This is a genomic window from Pseudomonas frederiksbergensis (assembly GCF_003732275.1).
GTDB classification, from domain to species: Bacteria; Pseudomonadota; Gammaproteobacteria; order Pseudomonadales; family Pseudomonadaceae; genus Aquipseudomonas; species Aquipseudomonas frederiksbergensis_H.
In genome coordinates, this window is record NZ_MOBM01000013.1 from 30,844 (window position 1) to 47,279 (window position 16,436).

At 58.0% G+C, this 16,436-nt stretch carries 19 protein-coding genes; 11 read left to right on the forward strand and 8 right to left on the reverse strand.

Annotation, left to right across the window (positions count from 1 at the left end):
- The first annotated feature begins 89 nt into the window (after positions 1-89).
- Positions 90-866 (forward strand): L-arginine-binding protein AotJ, encoded by a 777-nt coding sequence (gene aotJ, locus BK662_RS11545; RefSeq protein WP_123358164.1) that lies wholly within the window; start codon positions 90-92, stop codon positions 864-866.
- Positions 867-979: 113 nt separating this feature from the next.
- Here the strand turns inward: aotJ and BK662_RS11550 are convergent, their stop codons facing one another.
- From BK662_RS11550 to BK662_RS11570, 5 genes are all read right to left on the reverse strand, one after another.
- A complete protein-coding gene (locus BK662_RS11550) occupies positions 980-1,621 on the reverse strand; it encodes a helix-turn-helix transcriptional regulator (protein WP_038981650.1) in 642 nt (213 codons plus the stop codon).
- Positions 1,622-1,713: 92 nt separating this feature from the next.
- A complete protein-coding gene (locus BK662_RS11555; RefSeq protein WP_123358165.1) occupies positions 1,714-2,841 on the reverse strand; it encodes an NAD(P)/FAD-dependent oxidoreductase in 1,128 nt (375 codons plus the stop codon).
- A gap of 149 nt (positions 2,842-2,990) precedes the next feature.
- The gene (locus BK662_RS11560) at positions 2,991-3,938 is read right to left on the reverse strand and encodes an ornithine cyclodeaminase family protein (RefSeq protein ID WP_185047114.1); all 948 of its coding nucleotides are present in this window, start codon (positions 3,936-3,938) and stop codon (positions 2,991-2,993) included.
- Between the two features lie 139 nt (positions 3,939-4,077).
- Positions 4,078-5,565, reverse strand: coding sequence for an ATP-dependent RNA helicase RhlB (rhlB, locus tag BK662_RS11565; protein WP_123358167.1), 1,488 nt, complete (start codon positions 5,563-5,565; stop codon positions 4,078-4,080).
- 85 nt (positions 5,566-5,650) lie between these two features.
- Positions 5,651-6,307 (reverse strand): alpha/beta hydrolase, encoded by a 657-nt coding sequence (locus BK662_RS11570; protein ID WP_123358168.1) that lies wholly within the window; start codon positions 6,305-6,307, stop codon positions 5,651-5,653.
- Positions 6,308-6,776: 469 nt separating this feature from the next.
- On the opposite strand from BK662_RS11570, the gene BK662_RS11575 reads away from it, so the two are divergent.
- The 4 genes from BK662_RS11575 (at position 6,777) to BK662_RS11590 (ending at position 10,956) form a co-directional block, all read left to right on the forward strand.
- Entirely contained in the window at positions 6,777-7,808 is a 1,032-nt protein-coding gene (locus BK662_RS11575) for an amino acid ABC transporter substrate-binding protein (RefSeq protein WP_123358169.1), read from the forward strand.
- 65 nt (positions 7,809-7,873) lie between these two features.
- Positions 7,874-9,055: an amino acid ABC transporter permease gene (locus BK662_RS11580; RefSeq protein ID WP_123358170.1), complete on the forward strand. Its 1,182-nt coding sequence runs from the start codon at positions 7,874-7,876 to the stop codon at positions 9,053-9,055.
- A gap of 10 nt (positions 9,056-9,065) precedes the next feature.
- Positions 9,066-10,163, forward strand: a complete 1,098-nt coding sequence (locus BK662_RS11585; protein ID WP_123358171.1) for an amino acid ABC transporter permease — start codon at positions 9,066-9,068, stop codon at positions 10,161-10,163.
- A gap of 28 nt (positions 10,164-10,191) precedes the next feature.
- Positions 10,192-10,956: an amino acid ABC transporter ATP-binding protein gene (locus BK662_RS11590; RefSeq protein ID WP_123358172.1), complete on the forward strand. Its 765-nt coding sequence runs from the start codon at positions 10,192-10,194 to the stop codon at positions 10,954-10,956.
- A gap of 57 nt (positions 10,957-11,013) precedes the next feature.
- Here the strand turns inward: BK662_RS11590 and BK662_RS11595 are convergent, their stop codons facing one another.
- Together BK662_RS11595 and BK662_RS11600 are read right to left on the reverse strand one after the other, a co-directional pair.
- Entirely contained in the window at positions 11,014-11,502 is a 489-nt protein-coding gene (locus BK662_RS11595) for a type II toxin-antitoxin system MqsA family antitoxin (protein WP_123358173.1), read from the reverse strand.
- Positions 11,499-11,810: a type II toxin-antitoxin system MqsR family toxin gene (locus BK662_RS11600; RefSeq protein ID WP_123358174.1), complete on the reverse strand. Its 312-nt coding sequence runs from the start codon at positions 11,808-11,810 to the stop codon at positions 11,499-11,501. Before BK662_RS11600 ends, BK662_RS11595 begins: the two co-directional genes overlap by 4 nt.
- Before the next feature lie 165 nt (positions 11,811-11,975).
- Between BK662_RS11600 and BK662_RS11605 the strand changes: the two genes are divergently transcribed.
- From BK662_RS11605 to yidD, 6 genes are all read left to right on the forward strand, one after another.
- Entirely contained in the window at positions 11,976-12,635 is a 660-nt protein-coding gene (locus BK662_RS11605) for a FadR/GntR family transcriptional regulator (protein WP_123358175.1), read from the forward strand.
- Positions 12,625-13,941 carry a CynX/NimT family MFS transporter gene (locus tag BK662_RS11610; RefSeq protein WP_123358176.1) on the forward strand — a complete coding sequence of 439 codons (1,317 nt, stop codon included), beginning with the start codon at positions 12,625-12,627 and terminating at the stop codon, positions 13,939-13,941. The genes BK662_RS11605 and BK662_RS11610 overlap by 11 nt, the downstream gene beginning before the upstream one ends.
- Positions 13,942-14,069: 128 nt before the next feature.
- Entirely contained in the window at positions 14,070-14,540 is a 471-nt protein-coding gene (locus BK662_RS11615; RefSeq protein WP_123358177.1) for a nuclear transport factor 2 family protein, read from the forward strand.
- Between the two features lie 39 nt (positions 14,541-14,579).
- Positions 14,580-14,894 carry a GIY-YIG nuclease family protein gene (locus tag BK662_RS11620; RefSeq protein ID WP_123358178.1) on the forward strand — a complete coding sequence of 105 codons (315 nt, stop codon included), beginning with the start codon at positions 14,580-14,582 and terminating at the stop codon, positions 14,892-14,894.
- A gap of 121 nt (positions 14,895-15,015) precedes the next feature.
- Positions 15,016-15,258, forward strand: coding sequence for a DUF4177 domain-containing protein (locus tag BK662_RS11625; RefSeq protein ID WP_123358179.1), 243 nt, complete (start codon positions 15,016-15,018; stop codon positions 15,256-15,258).
- Entirely contained in the window at positions 15,255-15,461 is a 207-nt protein-coding gene (gene yidD, locus BK662_RS11630) for a membrane protein insertion efficiency factor YidD (protein ID WP_123358180.1), read from the forward strand. Before BK662_RS11625 ends, yidD begins: the two co-directional genes overlap by 4 nt.
- 292 nt (positions 15,462-15,753) lie before the next feature.
- Here yidD and BK662_RS11635 read toward each other — a convergent pair whose 3' ends face one another.
- Positions 15,754-16,302, reverse strand: a complete 549-nt coding sequence (locus tag BK662_RS11635; protein ID WP_123358181.1) for a PBECR2 nuclease fold domain-containing protein — start codon at positions 16,300-16,302, stop codon at positions 15,754-15,756.
- Between the last annotated feature and the right edge of the window lie 134 nt (positions 16,303-16,436).

The window sequence follows — 16,436 nt, forward strand, 5'->3', positions numbered from 1 at the left end:
AGTATGGAATTCTAAGTACAAAAAAGGCCCCCCGTTTCAGTTTTTTCTTCTGTCTTGCCAAACCAACAACAACCCGCGAGAGAACGAATATGAAGAAATTCCCCCTCATCACCGGTCTGGCCTTGAGCCTGTTGGCGTGCAGTAGCTTGTTCGCCGCCGAGAAAAACCTGCGCATCGGCATCGAAGCGGCTTATCCGCCGTTCGCGTCCAAAACCCAGGAAGGCAAAATAGTCGGTTTCGACTACGACATCGGCAATGCCCTGTGCGCGCAGATGAAGGTCAAGTGTGAGTGGGTCGAAGGCGAGTTCGACGGTCTGATTCCTTCCCTGAAAGTGAAGAAAATCGACATGGCGCTGTCGTCCATGACCATTAACGAAGACCGTAAGAAATCGGTGGATTTCACCCACAAATACTACTTCACCTCATCGCGTCTGGTGATGAAGGACGGCGCAGTGGTGGATGACCAGTACGCCAGCCTCAAGGGCAAGAATATCGGCGTGCAGCGCGCAACCACCACCGACCGTTACGCCACCGAGGTTTTCGAACCCAAGGGCATCAACGTCAAGCGCTACGGTAACAACGAAGAGATCTACATGGATCTGGCAGCCGGTCGTCTCGATGCGATTTTTGCCGACACCATCCCGTTGAGTGACTTCCTGGCGATGCCGCGTGGTGCCGGTTACGCTTTTGTCGGGCCGGAACTCAAGGATCCGAAATACGTGGGCGAGGGCGCCGGGATTGCCGTGCGCAAGGGCAACACGCAGTTGGTGGCGGATCTGAACAAGGCGATCGACGAGATTCGCGCCAATGGCGAGTATCAGAAGATTTCGCAGAAGTATTTCAAGTCGGATATCTACGGCGACTGATTGATCGCCATCGCGAGCAGGCTCGCTCCCACATTAGTCTTGCGGATGCAGGTCCATTGTGGGAGCGAGCCTGCTCGCGATGGGGCCTTGCCAGACAGCACACATCTCAAAGCTCAACCCTTCAATTCCTTCAAATGCTTGTACACCGTCGCCCGCCCCATGTTCAGCACATTGGCCACATAGTTGGAGGCGCTTTTGCCTTTGAAGGCGCCTTCGGCGTGCAGCGCCAGCACCAGTTCGCGTTTGTGGTCGCGGGTCAGCACATTCAGGCTCAGCTGACGCTCGCGTAGCCAGGCGTGCAGAAAAGTATTGATCCGTTCCTGCCAGTCATCGCGAAACAGTGAGTCCGGTTGCGGGATCAGCTTGGTCGGCGACAGGAACAAATCCAGCGCCGCTTTCGCGTTCTCGAACAGCGAGATATTCAGGTTGATGCACAGCACCGCCAGCGGACGACCCTCGCTGTCGCGCAGAACGCTGCTGAGACTGCGAATCTTCTGGCCGTCCCAGTTAAGCTTTTCGTACGGCCCGATGTTTCGTTCGCTGACCTCTTCGCTGAGCATGTCTTCCAGCGACGAGTCGTCGCCGATTTCCCGTTTGGACAGGTTGTTGGCGATGTAATCGACCTTTTGCGTGCGCAGGTCGTGCAGCACCACCTCGGCGTGAGGGAAGAACAACGTGGCGATGGCATCGGCAATCGCGCGGAAGTTGTCCATGGACGTAGCGTCCAGGGCCGAGTCTTTTTCAGGTGCGTTCATACAGTGGAGCTCCAGGCAGCGTCAGCGTCCCGTTAAAAAGGGACGCTGGAAGTTTGCCGCAATCGTGTGGACACGTCACCTGAGGGACAGGATCAGCTCAGGCGGGCGGGGGAGAGCATCCCGGCGTCCAGGCCGAAACGGGTGAGCTGCTCGGGCAAGGCTTCGCCGCGCACCAGTGCAGCACTGGCCTGGCCCATAGCCGGCGACGTCTGGATGCCGTAGCCGCCTTGCGCCGCGACCCAGAACAACCCCGGCACCTGCTGATCGAAGCCGGACAGCAAATCCCCGTCGCGCACGAAGCTGCGCAGGCCGGCCCAAGTGCGGGTCGGGCGGCGGATGGTCAGGGTGGTGGCCTCTTCGATCTGGTAAATACCCATGGCGATGTCCAGTTCTTCGGGCTGTACGTCGTGCGGTTCTACCGGGTCGGCGTTGGCCGGTGATCCGAGGAACATGCCGGCGTCGGGCTTCATATAGAAGGACTCATCGAGGCTGACCAGCATTGGCCAGTCATGGATATCCAGGCCCTCGGGACCAGCAAAGATAAAGGCTGCCCGGCGCTTGGGTTGCACGCCCAGAGGTTGGGCGCCGGCCAGCTCGCCAATCTTGTCGGCCCAGGCACCGGCGGCGTTGATGATGATCGGGGCGCTGAAGGTCTGAGTGTTGGTTTGAACTTGCCACTGCCCTTCGGCATCACGGCTCAGGCTCAACACTTCGCTGTCGGTATGAACTTCACCTTTATTGCGCCGGATACCGCGCAGATAGCCTTGATGCAAGGCGTCGGTATCGATGTCGCTGGCGGTCGGGTCGTAGATCGCGCCATGGACTTTTTCCCGGCGCAGGATTGGCAGACGCGCACAGGCTTCGTCGGCGCTGAGCCATTGCATTTGCGGCACCGTGGCTTTGGCGCTCAGGTATTGATTGCTCAGCTCGGCCGGATCGCCGGTGAAGTCGACGGTCATCTCGCCGCGCGGCGTCAGCAGCGGGTGTTCGCAGAAACCGGGCGGCGGTGCGTCGAAAAAGTCGCGGCTGGCCTGAGTCAATGCCCGAACCTGCGGTGTGCCGTAGGCGGCGGTGAACAGCGCTGCCGAGCGACCGGTGGAGTGATAGGCCGGGTGGGATTCGCGTTCGAGCACAATCACTCGCCCGTGCTGCGACAGCCAGAAACCGGTGGAAGCGCCGGCAATCCCGCCGCCGATGATGATGAAATCTGCCTGGCTCATGAACGTCTCCTGTGGGGCGCAAATGCCGAAATTGTGGAATTCCCCTGTAGGAGCTGACGAGTGAAACGAGGCTGCGATCTTTTGACTTTGCTTTTTTGGCACGATCAAAAGATCGCAGCCTTCGGCAGCTCCTACAGGGGTTCGTGTTGCTAGCGCTGTAGTTGGTAAAGGGCATTGGCCAGTGCGATGTCTTCCAGACCCAGACCGATGGAGCGGAAGAATACCGGGCGATCATATTCAGGGCGCTGGACTTTTTCGCTGAGCAAGTCGGGCAGGTCGCCGACAATCGAACGCTTGTCCCAGCCATGCTGCTCACCGGCGATCAGCATTTCACCGGCCGAGCCGGGAGTGGTCTGACGATAGTCACAGAACACCTGCATGTCATTGAGGCTCTGCGGCGGCACTTCATGGGCGCGCGGGACGTTGGTGCTGATGGAGGTGATCAGCGCCGGTTTGCTCAAAATTGACGGGTCGATCACCGGGCCGGCGGACGAGGTGCAGAGCATGATCACATCGGCGTCCTGAATCGCGGCTTCGCAACTGTCGGCGAGGGTCAGTCGTGGATCGAGGCTTTTGAGCTGTGCCAACGCTTCGGGGTTCTTGCCGCTCAGGTTCGGGGAGTAGAGGCTGATGCTTTGCCAGTCCCGCAGGTCCTTGACGTAGTGCAGGTGCGCCTGGGCCACCTTGCCGCTGCCGATGATCGCCAGGTGTTTCGCCTTCAGCGGCGCGAGGGCATCGACCGCCACCGCCGTGGTCGCGGCCGTGCGAGCGGTGGTCAGTTCACCGGCATCACAAAGCAACAGTGGCTGGCCAGTCTGCATCGACATCAACAGTGTCCACGCCGTCACCAGCGGGCCTTGCTCGCGCACGATGTAAGGCGACGTCTTGACGCCATATACCCCGTCTTCGGCCAACACCCCCAGGTAGTTGATGAAGTCCCCGGCGCCCTGCGGGAATTCCACCAGCTGTTGCGCCGGCTGCACGGCTTGCCCGGCGGCCAGGTCGCGGAACAGCTTGCGCAGGATCTGCGGCACGTCAACTTGTGCCAGCAGTTCGCGGGCTTGAGGTTGGGTGATCACGTAAGGCGTGCTGGGCATGGTCGGCTCCGGGCGCTGAAAGTAAACTAATTTGTCCATTATGGACTTTTAGTTGTCTCTAGCAAGCTCCTGTTGAAAAAGCCGGACGAAAAAAAAGCGCAGTCTGTTGCCGGCTGCGCCTCTTTCTGAAAGACCCGGGTTACGGGCGCTTGCGCTCAACCGCCCGCAGCAGATGGGTCGGTGGCGTTTCACAACTGATCTTGCGACCCAGCAGCGCCTCGATGGACGGTAGCTGGTAGGAGTCGTCTTCACCGGCAAAGCTGATGGACACACCATCGGCGCCGGCACGGCCGGTACGACCGATGCGATGCACGTAGTCGTCCGGGACTTCCGGCAGGGTGAAGTTGATCACGTGGCTGATGCCGTCGATGTGAATGCCGCGACCGGCCACATCGGTGGCCACCAGCACGCGGATCTTGCCTTCGCGGAAACCTTCCAGGGTCTTGATGCGCTTGTGCTGCGGCACATCGCCAGACAATTGCGCCGCGTTGACGCCATCGCGCACCAGGCGTTCTTCGATGCGCCGCACTTCATCCTTGCGGTTGGCGAAGACCATCACCCGTTCCCAGCCGTTATCGTTGACCAGGTTGTAGAGCAATTTGTATTTGTCGGCACCGGCCACCGCGTAGATGTGTTGCTCGACGTTTTCGCTGGCCACGTTCTGCGACTCGATCTCGACGATCGACGGGTCGGTGGTCCATTGCTTGGCGAGGTTCATCACGTCTTCGGTGAAGGTCGCGGAGAACAGCAGTGTCTGACGCTCGTTCTTCGGCGGAGTCTGGCGAATGATCTGACGCACTTGTGGGATGAAACCCATGTCGAGCATCCGGTCGGCTTCGTCCAGCACCATCACTTCGACCATGTCCAGATGCACATCGCCGCGCTGGTTGAAGTCGAGCAAGCGGCCCGGAGTGGCCACCAGGATGTCGCAGTGACGGGCTTCGAGGTGCTTGAGTTGCTTGTCGAAGTCCATGCCGCCGACAAATGTCATGACGTTGAGGCCGGTGTACTTGGTCAGGTCGGCTGCGTCCTTGGCGATCTGTACCACCAGTTCCCGGGTCGGGGCGATGATCAGTGCCCGCGGTTCACCCATGTAGCGCTCTTTGGGCGGCGGGGTTTGCAGCAGTTGAGTGATGATCGAAATCAGGAAGGCGGCAGTTTTGCCGGTGCCGGTCTGGGCGCGACCGATGGCGTCTTTGCCTGCGAGGGTGAAGCCAAGCACCTGCGCCTGGATCGGCGTGCAATACGGAAAGCCCAGGTCCTGAATGGCATGCATCAGTTCGGGGGCGAGTTTGAAATCGTGGAAGCGGGTTTTGCCTTCCTGGGGTTCGACGACGAAGTCTTCGAGTTTCCAGGGAATAACCGGCGCTTTTGGCTTTGGTTCGCGACGCGGTTTTGCCGGTTTCGGGGCTTCGCTGCGCGGCTGCTCAGAGGCGATGGCCGGAGCTGCGGGGGCGGTCGGTGTGGTCACCGGCTCGTGTTTCGGTGCCGCTACGGTTGCGGTCCGGCCAGGCTGATTACCGTCGGTGCGGTGGCTGGGAGTATGAGAAGGAGCGCTGGAGACTGGCGCGAGCTGCTCAGTCTCGCTTTTACCGAACATTTTCTTGAGTGCTTTGAGCACGGTCATCTCATCAATTGGTTAAGGAATATACGCCGGCCAGTGTAATGCAAGAATCGGGCGCGGCGTAGTGGGATGGATCAATGGGTAGCTTTTAACGCAAACGCTCGGCAAGCCAGACGCCGATGTCACGAATTTCCTCGGGTAACACTTCGTGGCCCATTGGGTATTCCTGCCATGTCACGGTGACACCACGCTGCTTTAAATACTCGTAGGCGGTCCGGCCCATGGAGTTTTGAACCACGTCATCGTACTGGCCGTGCAATGACAGCACCGGAATGCGCTGCTGGCTGGCGGAAAGCTCCAGTTCATCGCTGAAGGTCGGCGCATAAGTGGAGAGGGCAAGTATGCCACCCAGCGGTCCCTGCCATTTCACAAAGGCCGTGTGCAATACCACGGCACCACCTTGGGAGAAACCAGCGAGAAAGATACGCGAGGCGTCTATTCCGCTGGCCTTCTGCTCTTCGATCAAATCAAAGACCCGTTGCGCGGACGCCTCCAGCTGCTCTCGGCTGATCGCGCGCGCCGGGCTCATGGCCAATATGTCGTACCAGCTCGGCATTTCGTAGCCACCGTTAATGGTGACGGCGCGAGTCGGTGCCTGGGGCAGGACGAAGCGGGTAGTCAGCAAGCTTTCTTGCAGCGCTTCAGCCACCGGCAGGAAGTCGTAGCGGTCGGCGCCCAGTCCGTGCAGCCAGATAACGCAAGCGTCTGCGGGCTTGACGGGTTGAAGAATCAAGGGCTCGGTCATGGGTGCTCCATATTTGTGCATGCGCTCTCATTTAAGTGCGAGGTTGGAGTGCGCAACGGGTTGATCAGTTAAGAAGATGTCGCAAGGCTACAAGTTTTGCTATTGACCTGCCGCTGAATCGCTTTAGCGAGCGGTCTGGTACGGGCTTTGCTATAGGGAAGCCTGTGCAACCAATCTCATGCCTGGCGGTAACACTATCAGTGTACGGCTGGTCGTGGGATAGCAAAGAATCCGGTGATGGATGTTCGCCAAAGGCCGCTACGGGCTTCGCGAACGTGAAAGGGCTACCGCCCGTTCGGCCGATTGGTGAGAAGGGAGTTGTCCATGATGTGGATTTTCTCCTACTAGACTCATAGCGACGGTCCTGCGTCGGTTGACCCTAAAAAAAGCCAACACGGGTCAACAACGCCTCATAAGGGTGCGACAGGGCTCAAGCTCCGACACAACAAGAGCAAAACTGGAGGTTTGAATGAAGTTATTGAAATCCACCCTGGCCATCGTGACTGCAGCCGCAGTGCTCGGTGTCAGTGGGTTCGCTCAGGCGGGTGCAACCCTGGATGCAGTGCAGAAGAAAGGTTTCGTACAGTGTGGTGTGAGTGACGGTCTGCCGGGCTTCTCGGTTCCGGACTCTACCGGCAAGATCGTTGGTATCGATGCTGACTTCTGCCGCGCTGTAGCGGCTGCCGTATTCGGCGACGCGACCAAGGTCAAATTCAGCCAGTTGAATGCCAAGGAGCGTTTCACTGCTCTGCAATCCGGCGAAATCGACATGCTGTCGCGCAACTCCACCATGACCAGTTCCCGTGACGCGGGCATGGGCCTGAAGTTTCCTGGCTTCATCACCTATTACGACGGCGTAGGTTTCCTGGCCAACAGCAAGCTGGGCGTGAAAAGTGCCAAGGAACTGGATGGCGCAACCATCTGTATTCAAGCCGGTACCACCACCGAGCTGAACGTGTCCGACTACTTCCGCGCCAATGGCCTGAAGTACACCCCGATCACTTTCGACACCTCCGATGAAAGCGCCAAGTCGCTGGAATCCGGTCGTTGCGACGTGCTGACCTCCGACAAGTCCCAGTTGTACGCACAGCGCAGCAAACTGGCCTCGCCTAAAGACTATGTCGTTCTGCCGGAAACCATTTCCAAAGAGCCTTTGGGCCCGGTCGTACGTAACGGCGACGATGAGTGGCTGGCAATCGTTCGTTGGGTTGGCTATGCAATGCTCAACGCCGAAGAAGCCGGTATCACTTCGAAAAACGTCGAGGCTGAAGCCAAGTCGACCAAGAACCCGGACGTTGCCCGTCTGCTGGGTGGCGACGGTGAATACGGCAAGGATCTGAAACTGCCGAAAGACTGGGTGGTTAAAATCGTCAAGCAAGTCGGTAACTACGGCGAAGTCTTCGATAAAAACCTCGGCAAGAGCACTCCGCTGGAAATCGACCGTGGCTTGAACGCCCTGTGGACCAACGGCGGCATTCAATACGCACCACCAGTGCGCTGATGGTTCTATCACCCGGTGGGCCAACCACCGGGTGATGTTCTGTTCCATTATTTCCGGGGCACTTCATGCAAAATTCAATCGGCGCACCAAAGCAGAGGCTCAGCCTCAGCGATCCACGAGTGCGTGCGTGGCTGTTTCAGATCATCACGGTTGTCGCCGTGGTCGGAATGGGTTGGTACCTGTTCGACAACACTCAAACAAACCTGCAACACCGGGGCATTACCTCCGGTTTCAGTTTTCTGGAGCGCAGCGCCGGTTTCGGCATCGCTCAGCACCTGATCGACTACACCGAATCGGACAGCTATGCCCGGGTGTTTGTCATCGGCTTGCTCAACACCCTGCTGGTCACCTTTATCGGTGTGATCCTGGCGACGATCCTCGGTTTCATCGTCGGTGTGGCACGGCTGTCGAAGAACTGGATCATTGCCAAGCTGGCGACGGTTTATGTAGAGGTCTTCCGTAACATTCCACCGCTGCTACAAATCCTGTTCTGGTACTTCGCCGTGTTCCTGACCATGCCGGGGCCTCGCAACAGCCATAACTTCGGCGACACCTTCTTCGTCAGCAGCCGCGGCCTGAACATGCCCGCAGCGTTGACGGCGGACGGTTTCTGGCCGTTTGTGGTGAGCATCGTCGTGGCCATCGTCGCCATCGTGCTGATGTGCCGCTGGGCCAACAAGCGTTTCGAAGCGACCGGCGTACCGTTCCACAAGTTCTGGGTCGGCCTGGCGATGTTCCTGGTGATCCCTGCGCTGTGCGCCTTGATCTTCGGCGCGCCACTGCACTGGGAAATGCCGGAGCTCAAGGGCTTCAACTTCGTCGGTGGCTGGGTGCTGATCCCGGAACTGCTGGCGCTGACCCTGGCTTTGACGGTGTACACCGCGGCGTTTATCGCCGAGATCGTGCGTTCGGGCATCAAGTCGGTCAGCCATGGCCAGACCGAAGCGGCGCACTCGTTGGGATTGCGCAACGGTCCGACCCTGCGCAAGGTGATCATCCCGCAAGCCCTGCGCGTGATCATTCCACCGCTGACCAGCCAATACCTGAACCTGGCGAAAAACTCCTCGCTGGCGGCCGGTATCGGTTATCCGGAGATGGTGTCGTTGTTTGCCGGCACGGTGCTGAACCAGACCGGGCAGGCGATCGAAGTCATTGCCATCACCATGAGCGTGTACCTGGCGATCAGTATCAGCATTTCCCTGCTGATGAACTGGTACAACAAGCGCATTGCGCTGATCGAGCGGTAAGGAAAAGCGCATGACGACTCATACTTTCAAACCCGACATGCCACCACCGAGCAGCAGCATCGGTGTCGTGGCGTGGATGCGGGCGCACATGTTCTCCAGCTGGATCAATACCCTGCTGACGCTGTTCGCGTTCTATCTGATTTACCTGATAGTTCCGCCTATCGTGAGCTGGGCAATTCTCGACGCCAACTGGGTCGGCACCACTCGCGCCGATTGCACCAAGGAGGGCGCCTGCTGGGTGTTCATCCAGCAGCGCTTCGGCCAGTTCATGTATGGCTACTACCCGACAGACCTGCGCTGGCGCGTAGACCTGACCGTGTGGCTGGCAGTGATTGGCGTGGCGCCGTTGTTCGTCGCACGCGTTCCACACAAGGCAATCTACGGCCTGAGCTTTCTGGTGCTCTATCCGATCATTGCCTACCTTCTGCTGCACGGTGGCCTGTTCGGTCTGAGCACCGTGGCGACCAGCCAGTGGGGCGGCCTGATGCTGACCCTGGTGATCGCTACCGTCGGTATCGTCGGCGCATTGCCGCTGGGTATCGTTCTGGCCTTGGGCCGGCGTTCGAACATGCCGGCGATTCGTGTGGTCTGTGTGACCTTCATCGAATTCTGGCGCGGCGTGCCGTTGATCACGGTGCTGTTCATGTCTTCGGTGATGTTGCCGTTGTTCCTGCCCGAAGGCATGAACTTCGACAAACTGCTGCGGGCGCTGATCGGCGTGATCCTGTTCCAGTCGGCCTACATCGCTGAAGTGGTGCGTGGCGGTCTGCAAGCGATCCCCAAAGGTCAGTACGAAGCGGCTGCAGCGATGGGCCTCGGTTACTGGCGCAGCATGGGCCTGGTGATTCTGCCGCAAGCCCTGAAGCTGGTGATCCCTGGCATCGTCAACACCTTCATTGCGCTGTTCAAGGACACGAGCCTGGTGATCATCATCGGCCTGTTCGACTTGCTCAACAGCGTCAAGCAAGCCGCCGCCGACCCGAAATGGCTGGGCATGGCCACTGAAGGCTATGTGTTCGCGGCCCTGGTGTTCTGGATTTTCTGTTTTGGTATGTCCCGCTATTCCATGCATTTGGAACGCAAGCTGGACACTGGCCACAAGCGCTAAAGCAGTACCTAATTTAGGAAGTTCTCTGATGAGCGAAGCAATCAAAAAGACAGTGAGCCCCGAAGGCATTATTCAGATGCAGGGCGTGAACAAGTGGTACGGCCAGTTCCACGTGTTGAAAGACATCAACCTGAACGTCAAGCAAGGCGAGCGTATCGTTTTGTGCGGCCCGTCGGGTTCCGGCAAATCCACCACCATCCGTTGCCTCAATCGTCTGGAAGAACACCAGCAGGGCCGCATCGTGGTCGATGGCGTGGAACTGACCAACGACCTCAAGCAGATCGAAGCGATCCGCCGTGAAGTCGGCATGGTGTTCCAGCACTTCAACCTGTTCCCGCACCTGACCATCCTGCAGAACTGCACCCTGGCGCCGATGTGGGTACGCAAGATGCCCAAGCGCAAGGCCGAAGAAATCGCCATGCATTACCTGGAACGCGTACGCATTCCGGAGCAGGCGCATAAATTCCCGGGGCAACTGTCCGGCGGTCAGCAACAGCGTGTGGCGATTGCCCGTGCCCTGTGCATGAAACCGAAAATCATGCTGTTCGACGAACCGACTTCGGCACTCGACCCAGAGATGGTGAAAGAGGTTCTGGACACCATGATCGGCCTGGCCGAAGACGGCATGACCATGCTCTGCGTGACCCACGAAATGGGCTTTGCGCGCACCGTGGCCAACCGCGTGATCTTCATGGACAAGGGTGAAATCGTCGAACAGGCTGCGCCGAACGACTTCTTCGATAACCCGCAGAATGAGCGTACGAAACTGTTCCTGAGCCAGATTCTGCATTGATCCAAGCCAGGCAGTGAAATAAACCCGGACTATGTTCCGGGTTTATTTTTGTCTGGATTATTGCGTCAGGACGGTTTCTTGTTCTGGATAACGTGTCGCCAACAGTTGCTTTAAATCGGCACCCTCGCTGAGCGCATGCACTTCGGCCATCAGGTGTGGGTGACGGTCAAGCAGGCGCATCAGCGTAAACAGCGGCTGAGGCGGGGCTAGCTCGCCGCGCTCATAGCGGGAAAAAGCATTGTGCCCACCGCCGGAGAGTAGCTTCACCGCTTCTTTCTGTGTGAGGTGCAATTTGCGGCGGATACGTTTTATCTCGGCCCCCATGACTTGAAAGCAGTCTTCCAGCAGCTTGTCGCCTGTATCGACATATCGCTGGGCGCTGTCTGTGGTGTCATCGAAGATGATTTCACCGCACACCTTGCACTCCCACCCAGCAAGATCAGGCACCCGTCGCGACATTTGCTTGTAATTGACGGTGAGACTGCGATCGACGAAGTGATGCATGCCGTCGTGGGCGCCACAGCTCATGCATTGCCGTATGTTCATTGGTTTTTCTCCTTAAAGGAGATCACTGGGGCGCCACCGCCGGGGCAGTAGGTCACTTTAATGTAAATCTCCTGATCATTAACTTGCGCGTGGTAGACGTCCTGCCAGGTTCGGTGATCCAAATAAGTGGTCATGGATTTGTAGAGCATCCTTCTCTCCAATGCATAAATGACCTTTTGCATGCTCTGGTAATTGAGTCCCATGCTCCGGCCTGTCTCCAACGCTTTGTTAGTAAAAGCGTGGACCCCCATCCTGGCGACCTCCGCCTTGACCACCGCCAAGTCGTAATGAGGTGTGTTCTTTTCCATAAGACACTTCAACTCTGAGATGAAAATTACCCTTAAAGGGTAATTTTAACAATCGAAAATCCCGCTCTGTTTCCTGCCTTCTAACCCTAGGCGGTTGTCCTCTCAGACGAAGCTGACTAACATGTCAGAAAATTCATCCTATGATTGGATGAAAAGGCGAATCCTATGTCAGACATTTCTCCATTGATTAAACGATCCCTGGTCGATCAGGCCCTGGACCAGTTACGCCTGCGCATCAATCAAGGCGTCTGGACGGTCGGACAGCGCTTGCCCACCGAGCCGGAACTGGCGACTGAGCTGGGTATCAGCCGCAACACGGTGCGCGAAGCCATGCGCGTGTTGGCGTTTTCGGGGTTGATCGAGATTCGCCAAGGCGACGGCAGTTATCTGCGGGCGGTAATTGATCCGCTGGATACCATGAAGGCGCTGTCCCGTTGCACTCAGGAACAGGCTCGGGAAACCCGGCACATTCTGGAAGTTGAAGCCATCGGCCTCGCGGCGTTACGCCGCACCGAGGAAGACCTGGTGGCATTGCGCGAAGCGCTAGGCGTCAGCGGCAGTCACTACCACGGCGATCTCGACACCTACATCGCCTGCAATCTGGTGTTTCACCGTCGACTGGTGGATGCGGCACACAACCCGACACTCAGCGAGCTGTATCGCTATTTCTCCAGCATCGTCGGCGCGCACTTGCGCCAGACCCTGAACATCTCCCCCCGACGCCAAGCGGTGTTCGACCTTCATGTCGAACTGCTCGATGCCGTCGAGCAACGCGACCCGGAACGGGCCAAAGCCCTGTCGAGGCAGTTGATCAATGAACCTTGAAACCGAGAACCCCATGCCCACCCAGCAGGCCAGCAACCGCAGCAGCACTGAGCTCAAGCGTACGGCGGAGCTCGAAGAGCTGTTGATCGACGCCGAGGCCGATGACGAACAGGTTCAGCAAACTCACCCGGTCCTGCGGCGGCCATGGCTGTTGTTGCTCGGTCTGATTCTGGTGGCGCTGAATTTGCGTCCGGCGTTGTCGAGCATGGCGCCGATGCTCAGCGAGATCTCGAAGACGCTGGGATTATCGGCTGCCCAAGCCGGTTTGCTGACGACCTTGCCGGTACTTTGCCTCGGTCTGTTCGCGCCATTGGCGCCGGTGCTGGCGCGACGTTTTGGGGCCGAGCGCGTGGTGTTGGGGATTCTTCTGACGCTGGCCGGCGGGATCATTTTGCGCAGTTCGTTCGGCGAGATCGGTCTGTTCGCCGGTAGCGTGCTGGCCGGCGCCAGCATCGGGGTGATAGGCGTGCTGCTGCCCGGTATTGTCAAACGCGACTTTGCGAAACAGGCCGGCACCATGACCGGTGTCTACACCATGGCCCTGTGCCTGGGCGCGGCCATGGCGGCTGGGGCAACTGTGCCGTTGAGCGAACACTTCGACAAAAGCTGGGCCCTGGGTCTCGGCTTCTGGGTGGTTCCAGCGTTGGTCGCGGCGATTTTCTGGCTGCCGCAAGTCGGTCAGAAGCACGGCGCGCATCATGTTGCCTATCGGGTCCGAGGCCTGCTGCGTGATCCGCTGGCCTGGCAAGTGACCTTGTACATGGGCCTGCAATCGTCTTTGGCCTACATCGTGTTTGGCTGGCTGCCGTCGATCCTGATCGGCCGCGGTCTGACGCCAACCCAGGCCGGTCTTGTGTTGTCGGGTTCGGTGATTGTCCAGTTGATCAGTTCCCTGGCAGCACCTTGGCTGGCGACGCGTGGCAAGGATCAGCGACTGGCGATCGTAATCGTCATGGCAATGACCCTCGGCGGTTTGTTCGGTTGCCTTTATGCACCGATCGATGGCTTGTGGGGCTGGGCGATCCTGCTGGGGTTGGGGCAGGGCGCTACGTTCAGCCTGGCTTTGACCCTGATCGTGCTGCGCTCGCGGGATGCTCATGTGGCGGCGAACCTGTCGAGCATGGCCCAGGGTTTCGGTTACACCCTGGCGTCCATGGGGCCGTTCGCGGTCGGCGTGGTGCATGACTGGACCGGCGGCTGGACTGCCCTGGGCTGGATCTTCGGCGTCATCGGCCTCGGCGCGATCATCGCCGGCCTCGGTGCCGGGCGTTCGTTGTACGTTCAGGTTCAAAGCGAGAAGGTCTGACGTTTTGCGCACTGTCGGTATTCGGGCCACGAATGCCGATAGTGTTCCGCGCATTTGTTGACTATCGTGCAGGCAATCTTTCGAAATCACTTTGTGCATCTATTTGCACATCCAGAGGGAACCTGTCCATGAGTGATGCCCACAACGCCTTGATCACCCGGTTCTACCAGGCCTTCCAGCGGCTGGACGCCGAGGCCATGAGCGCCTGCTACACCGATGACGTGGTGTTCACTGATCCGGCGTTCGGCGAACTGCGTGGGCGCGATGCCGGCGACATGTGGCGCATGCTCACCACTCGGGCCAAGGACTTCTCCCTGACCTTCGATAACGTGCGCAGCGATGAGCGCACGGGCGGTGCCCATTGGGTGGCGACCTACCTGTTCAGCCAGACCGGCAATATCGTGGTCAACGACATCCAGGCGCGTTTCGTGTTTCGCGACGGCAAGATCTGTGAGCATCACGACAGCTTTGATCTGTGGCGCTGGTCGCGTCAGGCGCTGGGTTTCAAAGGGCTGTTGTTGGGTTGGACGCCGGTGGTGAGAAACGCCGTTCGTGCTCAGGCCTTGAAGGGGCTGAAGGCATTTCAGGCCAGTCGCTGATAAGATCGCGGCTTGTTTCCTACAAGCCTTGATCGTCACGTGAACACCTCGAGCGAATCTTCCGTCATTGCCGCCGAACCGCCGCTGCCCGTCAGCAAACCCTGGTTCGTCTACCTCGTTCGCGCGGCCAATGGTTCGCTCTACTGCGGGATCAGCGACGATCCCGTCCGCCGCTTCGCCACCCACCAAAGCGGCAAAGGCGCGCGCTTCTTCTTGTCCAGCCCGGCCGTGGCATTGGTCTACACCGAAGTCTGTCGCGACAAAAGCGAAGCACTGCGCCAGGAACGCCTGATCAAAAAACTCAAGAAAAGCGCCAAGGAATGTCTGGTGGCTAGCGCTACGTCATCGGTGTAGGTCATTTGTCTTCGTGGGTGTCAGCTCTTTCTGAAAATGCCCAATAAGCTACTGATCAGCGATTGTTGTCTGTAGAGTGCACGTCGTGGCACACAGCCACTTACGTCATTAAGGACAGTCGATGTATCACTACAAAATGGTTCAGGTGCCACCTAACATTCAGGTTCAAGCCAGCAAGGAAAAGGGTAACGAAGCTGCTGTTTACCTTCAGAGCATTGCCAATGAACAGGCCGACGCGGGTTGGGAGTTTTACCGAATTGACACCATCGGTGTTCAAGTGAACGCAGGTTGTCTGGATGCGTTGAGGGGCAAGAAGGCCAGTCTCGCCAATTACTACGTCATCACCTTCCGTAAGCCTCGGTGATTACACTTCTTTTAAAGGTTCTAATCCGCCTCTACCAGAAAACTGCCCCTCAGCGATTGCGGGGAGCTTGTCGTTTCCACCCATCTTGTTCTCACTACGCGCAGTTGGCGATTGACAAATATGGCCCGTGGAAAGGTGTCGCAATGGCACTCAAGCGGATTGGCCGGTGCCGTATACCCAATGGTGGAGAGGACTATCCTTGAACGTTTGATTGATTGTCGCGCGGACGGGGCACGCAGGGAAAGTGCCGTAAAGTTGATCCGCTCGCGGGGGGCTTTGGCAAGCACGTTACGGGGTGACCGGATGAGGTAACAAATGAGTTGACATGCCTGTCATCTTTATCAAAAATGGGATCAAGAGCGCGAAATCTGCTGCCTTGCAGGGCTTTAGCAGACGTAGGTACCTCAGCGATGCTGCAACATCGGTGTAAGGTGAGACCTCTTCATCCCATTTCCTGAGGATGCCAATATCAGGATTCAAATTCAAAGGGCAGCCTTACAGCTGCCCTTTTTCTTTGTCTTCGAGAACGTAACGCTTGTAGAGAAGCTCTCCTTGTCGATGCTTGTTCATGGCTCTCGCTGGGGCATGCATAAAGTTCCACATGACGTGCCCATCTCTGACATTCACAACGACGAGCATGTCATTTTTGGCCTCGTAGGCGTTGATGAACGCCAAGCGGTATGCACTGTTGTCATAAAGTACTCTCCATATCTCGAACGGCCCCGTCAGTGTATCCAGTGCATGTCGAACGTAACGCTCACGAGAGTCGGGGCGTTTTTCGACAATGTGAGCCAGTTTGTCTCTCATGACCGTCACATTTCCTATCGGGGTCACAATCGTGACTGCCAGCAGGGCTTCATCAAAAAAACCGAAGTGAGCCAAGAGGATTTGTAGGGCTCCCTCCTCATCATCAGCCCTCTTCACCTCTTCGATCGGGGCTGAGCGAAGCTCCCGTGCCAGCGTCCTCAGGTCGGGCAATGCAAGATCGATCCACGTCTGTTGGCCTGTTGCTTCTTTAATCAATGGCGCAACATTCACGAGCATGCGCAGCGATCCTTCGTTGTTTTCGTTATTTGTCGCAATGTTACCTTGGGATCATGGAGGACTCAGGCCGAAGAAAGCGTTTTTCCACGTCGAAAGGTAACGACGTATTGCGAGATTGGAGCGCTATCTATCAC

Bases quoted from the DNA above. Each gene is read 5' to 3' on its own strand.
- BK662_RS11610 (WP_123358176.1), top strand. From the start codon at position 12,625: ATGAACCTTGAAACCGAGAACCCCATGCCCACCCAGCAGGCCAGCAAC.
- BK662_RS11605 (WP_123358175.1), top strand. From the start codon at position 11,976: ATGTCAGACATTTCTCCATTGATTAAACGATCCCTGGTCGATCAGGCC.
- BK662_RS11615 (WP_123358177.1), top strand. From the start codon at position 14,070: ATGAGTGATGCCCACAACGCCTTGATCACCCGGTTCTACCAGGCCTTC.
- BK662_RS11555 (WP_123358165.1), bottom strand. From the start codon at position 2,841: ATGAGCCAGGCAGATTTCATCATCATCGGCGGCGGGATTGCCGGCGCT.
- BK662_RS11570 (WP_123358168.1), bottom strand. From the start codon at position 6,307: ATGACCGAGCCCTTGATTCTTCAACCCGTCAAGCCCGCAGACGCTTGC.
- rhlB (WP_123358167.1), bottom strand. From the start codon at position 5,565: ATGACCGTGCTCAAAGCACTCAAGAAAATGTTCGGTAAAAGCGAGACT.
- BK662_RS11585 (WP_123358171.1), top strand. From the start codon at position 9,066: ATGACGACTCATACTTTCAAACCCGACATGCCACCACCGAGCAGCAGC.
- BK662_RS11595 (WP_123358173.1), bottom strand. From the start codon at position 11,502: ATGAACATACGGCAATGCATGAGCTGTGGCGCCCACGACGGCATGCAT.
- BK662_RS11580 (WP_123358170.1), top strand. From the start codon at position 7,874: ATGCAAAATTCAATCGGCGCACCAAAGCAGAGGCTCAGCCTCAGCGAT.
- BK662_RS11560 (WP_185047114.1), bottom strand. From the start codon at position 3,938: ATGCCCAGCACGCCTTACGTGATCACCCAACCTCAAGCCCGCGAACTG.
- aotJ (WP_123358164.1), top strand. From the start codon at position 90: ATGAAGAAATTCCCCCTCATCACCGGTCTGGCCTTGAGCCTGTTGGCG.
- BK662_RS11550 (WP_038981650.1), bottom strand. From the start codon at position 1,621: ATGAACGCACCTGAAAAAGACTCGGCCCTGGACGCTACGTCCATGGAC.
- BK662_RS11635 (WP_123358181.1), bottom strand. From the start codon at position 16,302: ATGCTCGTGAATGTTGCGCCATTGATTAAAGAAGCAACAGGCCAACAG.
- BK662_RS11600 (WP_123358174.1), bottom strand. From the start codon at position 11,810: ATGGAAAAGAACACACCTCATTACGACTTGGCGGTGGTCAAGGCGGAG.
- BK662_RS11590 (WP_123358172.1), top strand. From the start codon at position 10,192: ATGAGCGAAGCAATCAAAAAGACAGTGAGCCCCGAAGGCATTATTCAG.
- BK662_RS11575 (WP_123358169.1), top strand. From the start codon at position 6,777: ATGAAGTTATTGAAATCCACCCTGGCCATCGTGACTGCAGCCGCAGTG.
- BK662_RS11625 (WP_123358179.1), top strand. From the start codon at position 15,016: ATGTATCACTACAAAATGGTTCAGGTGCCACCTAACATTCAGGTTCAA.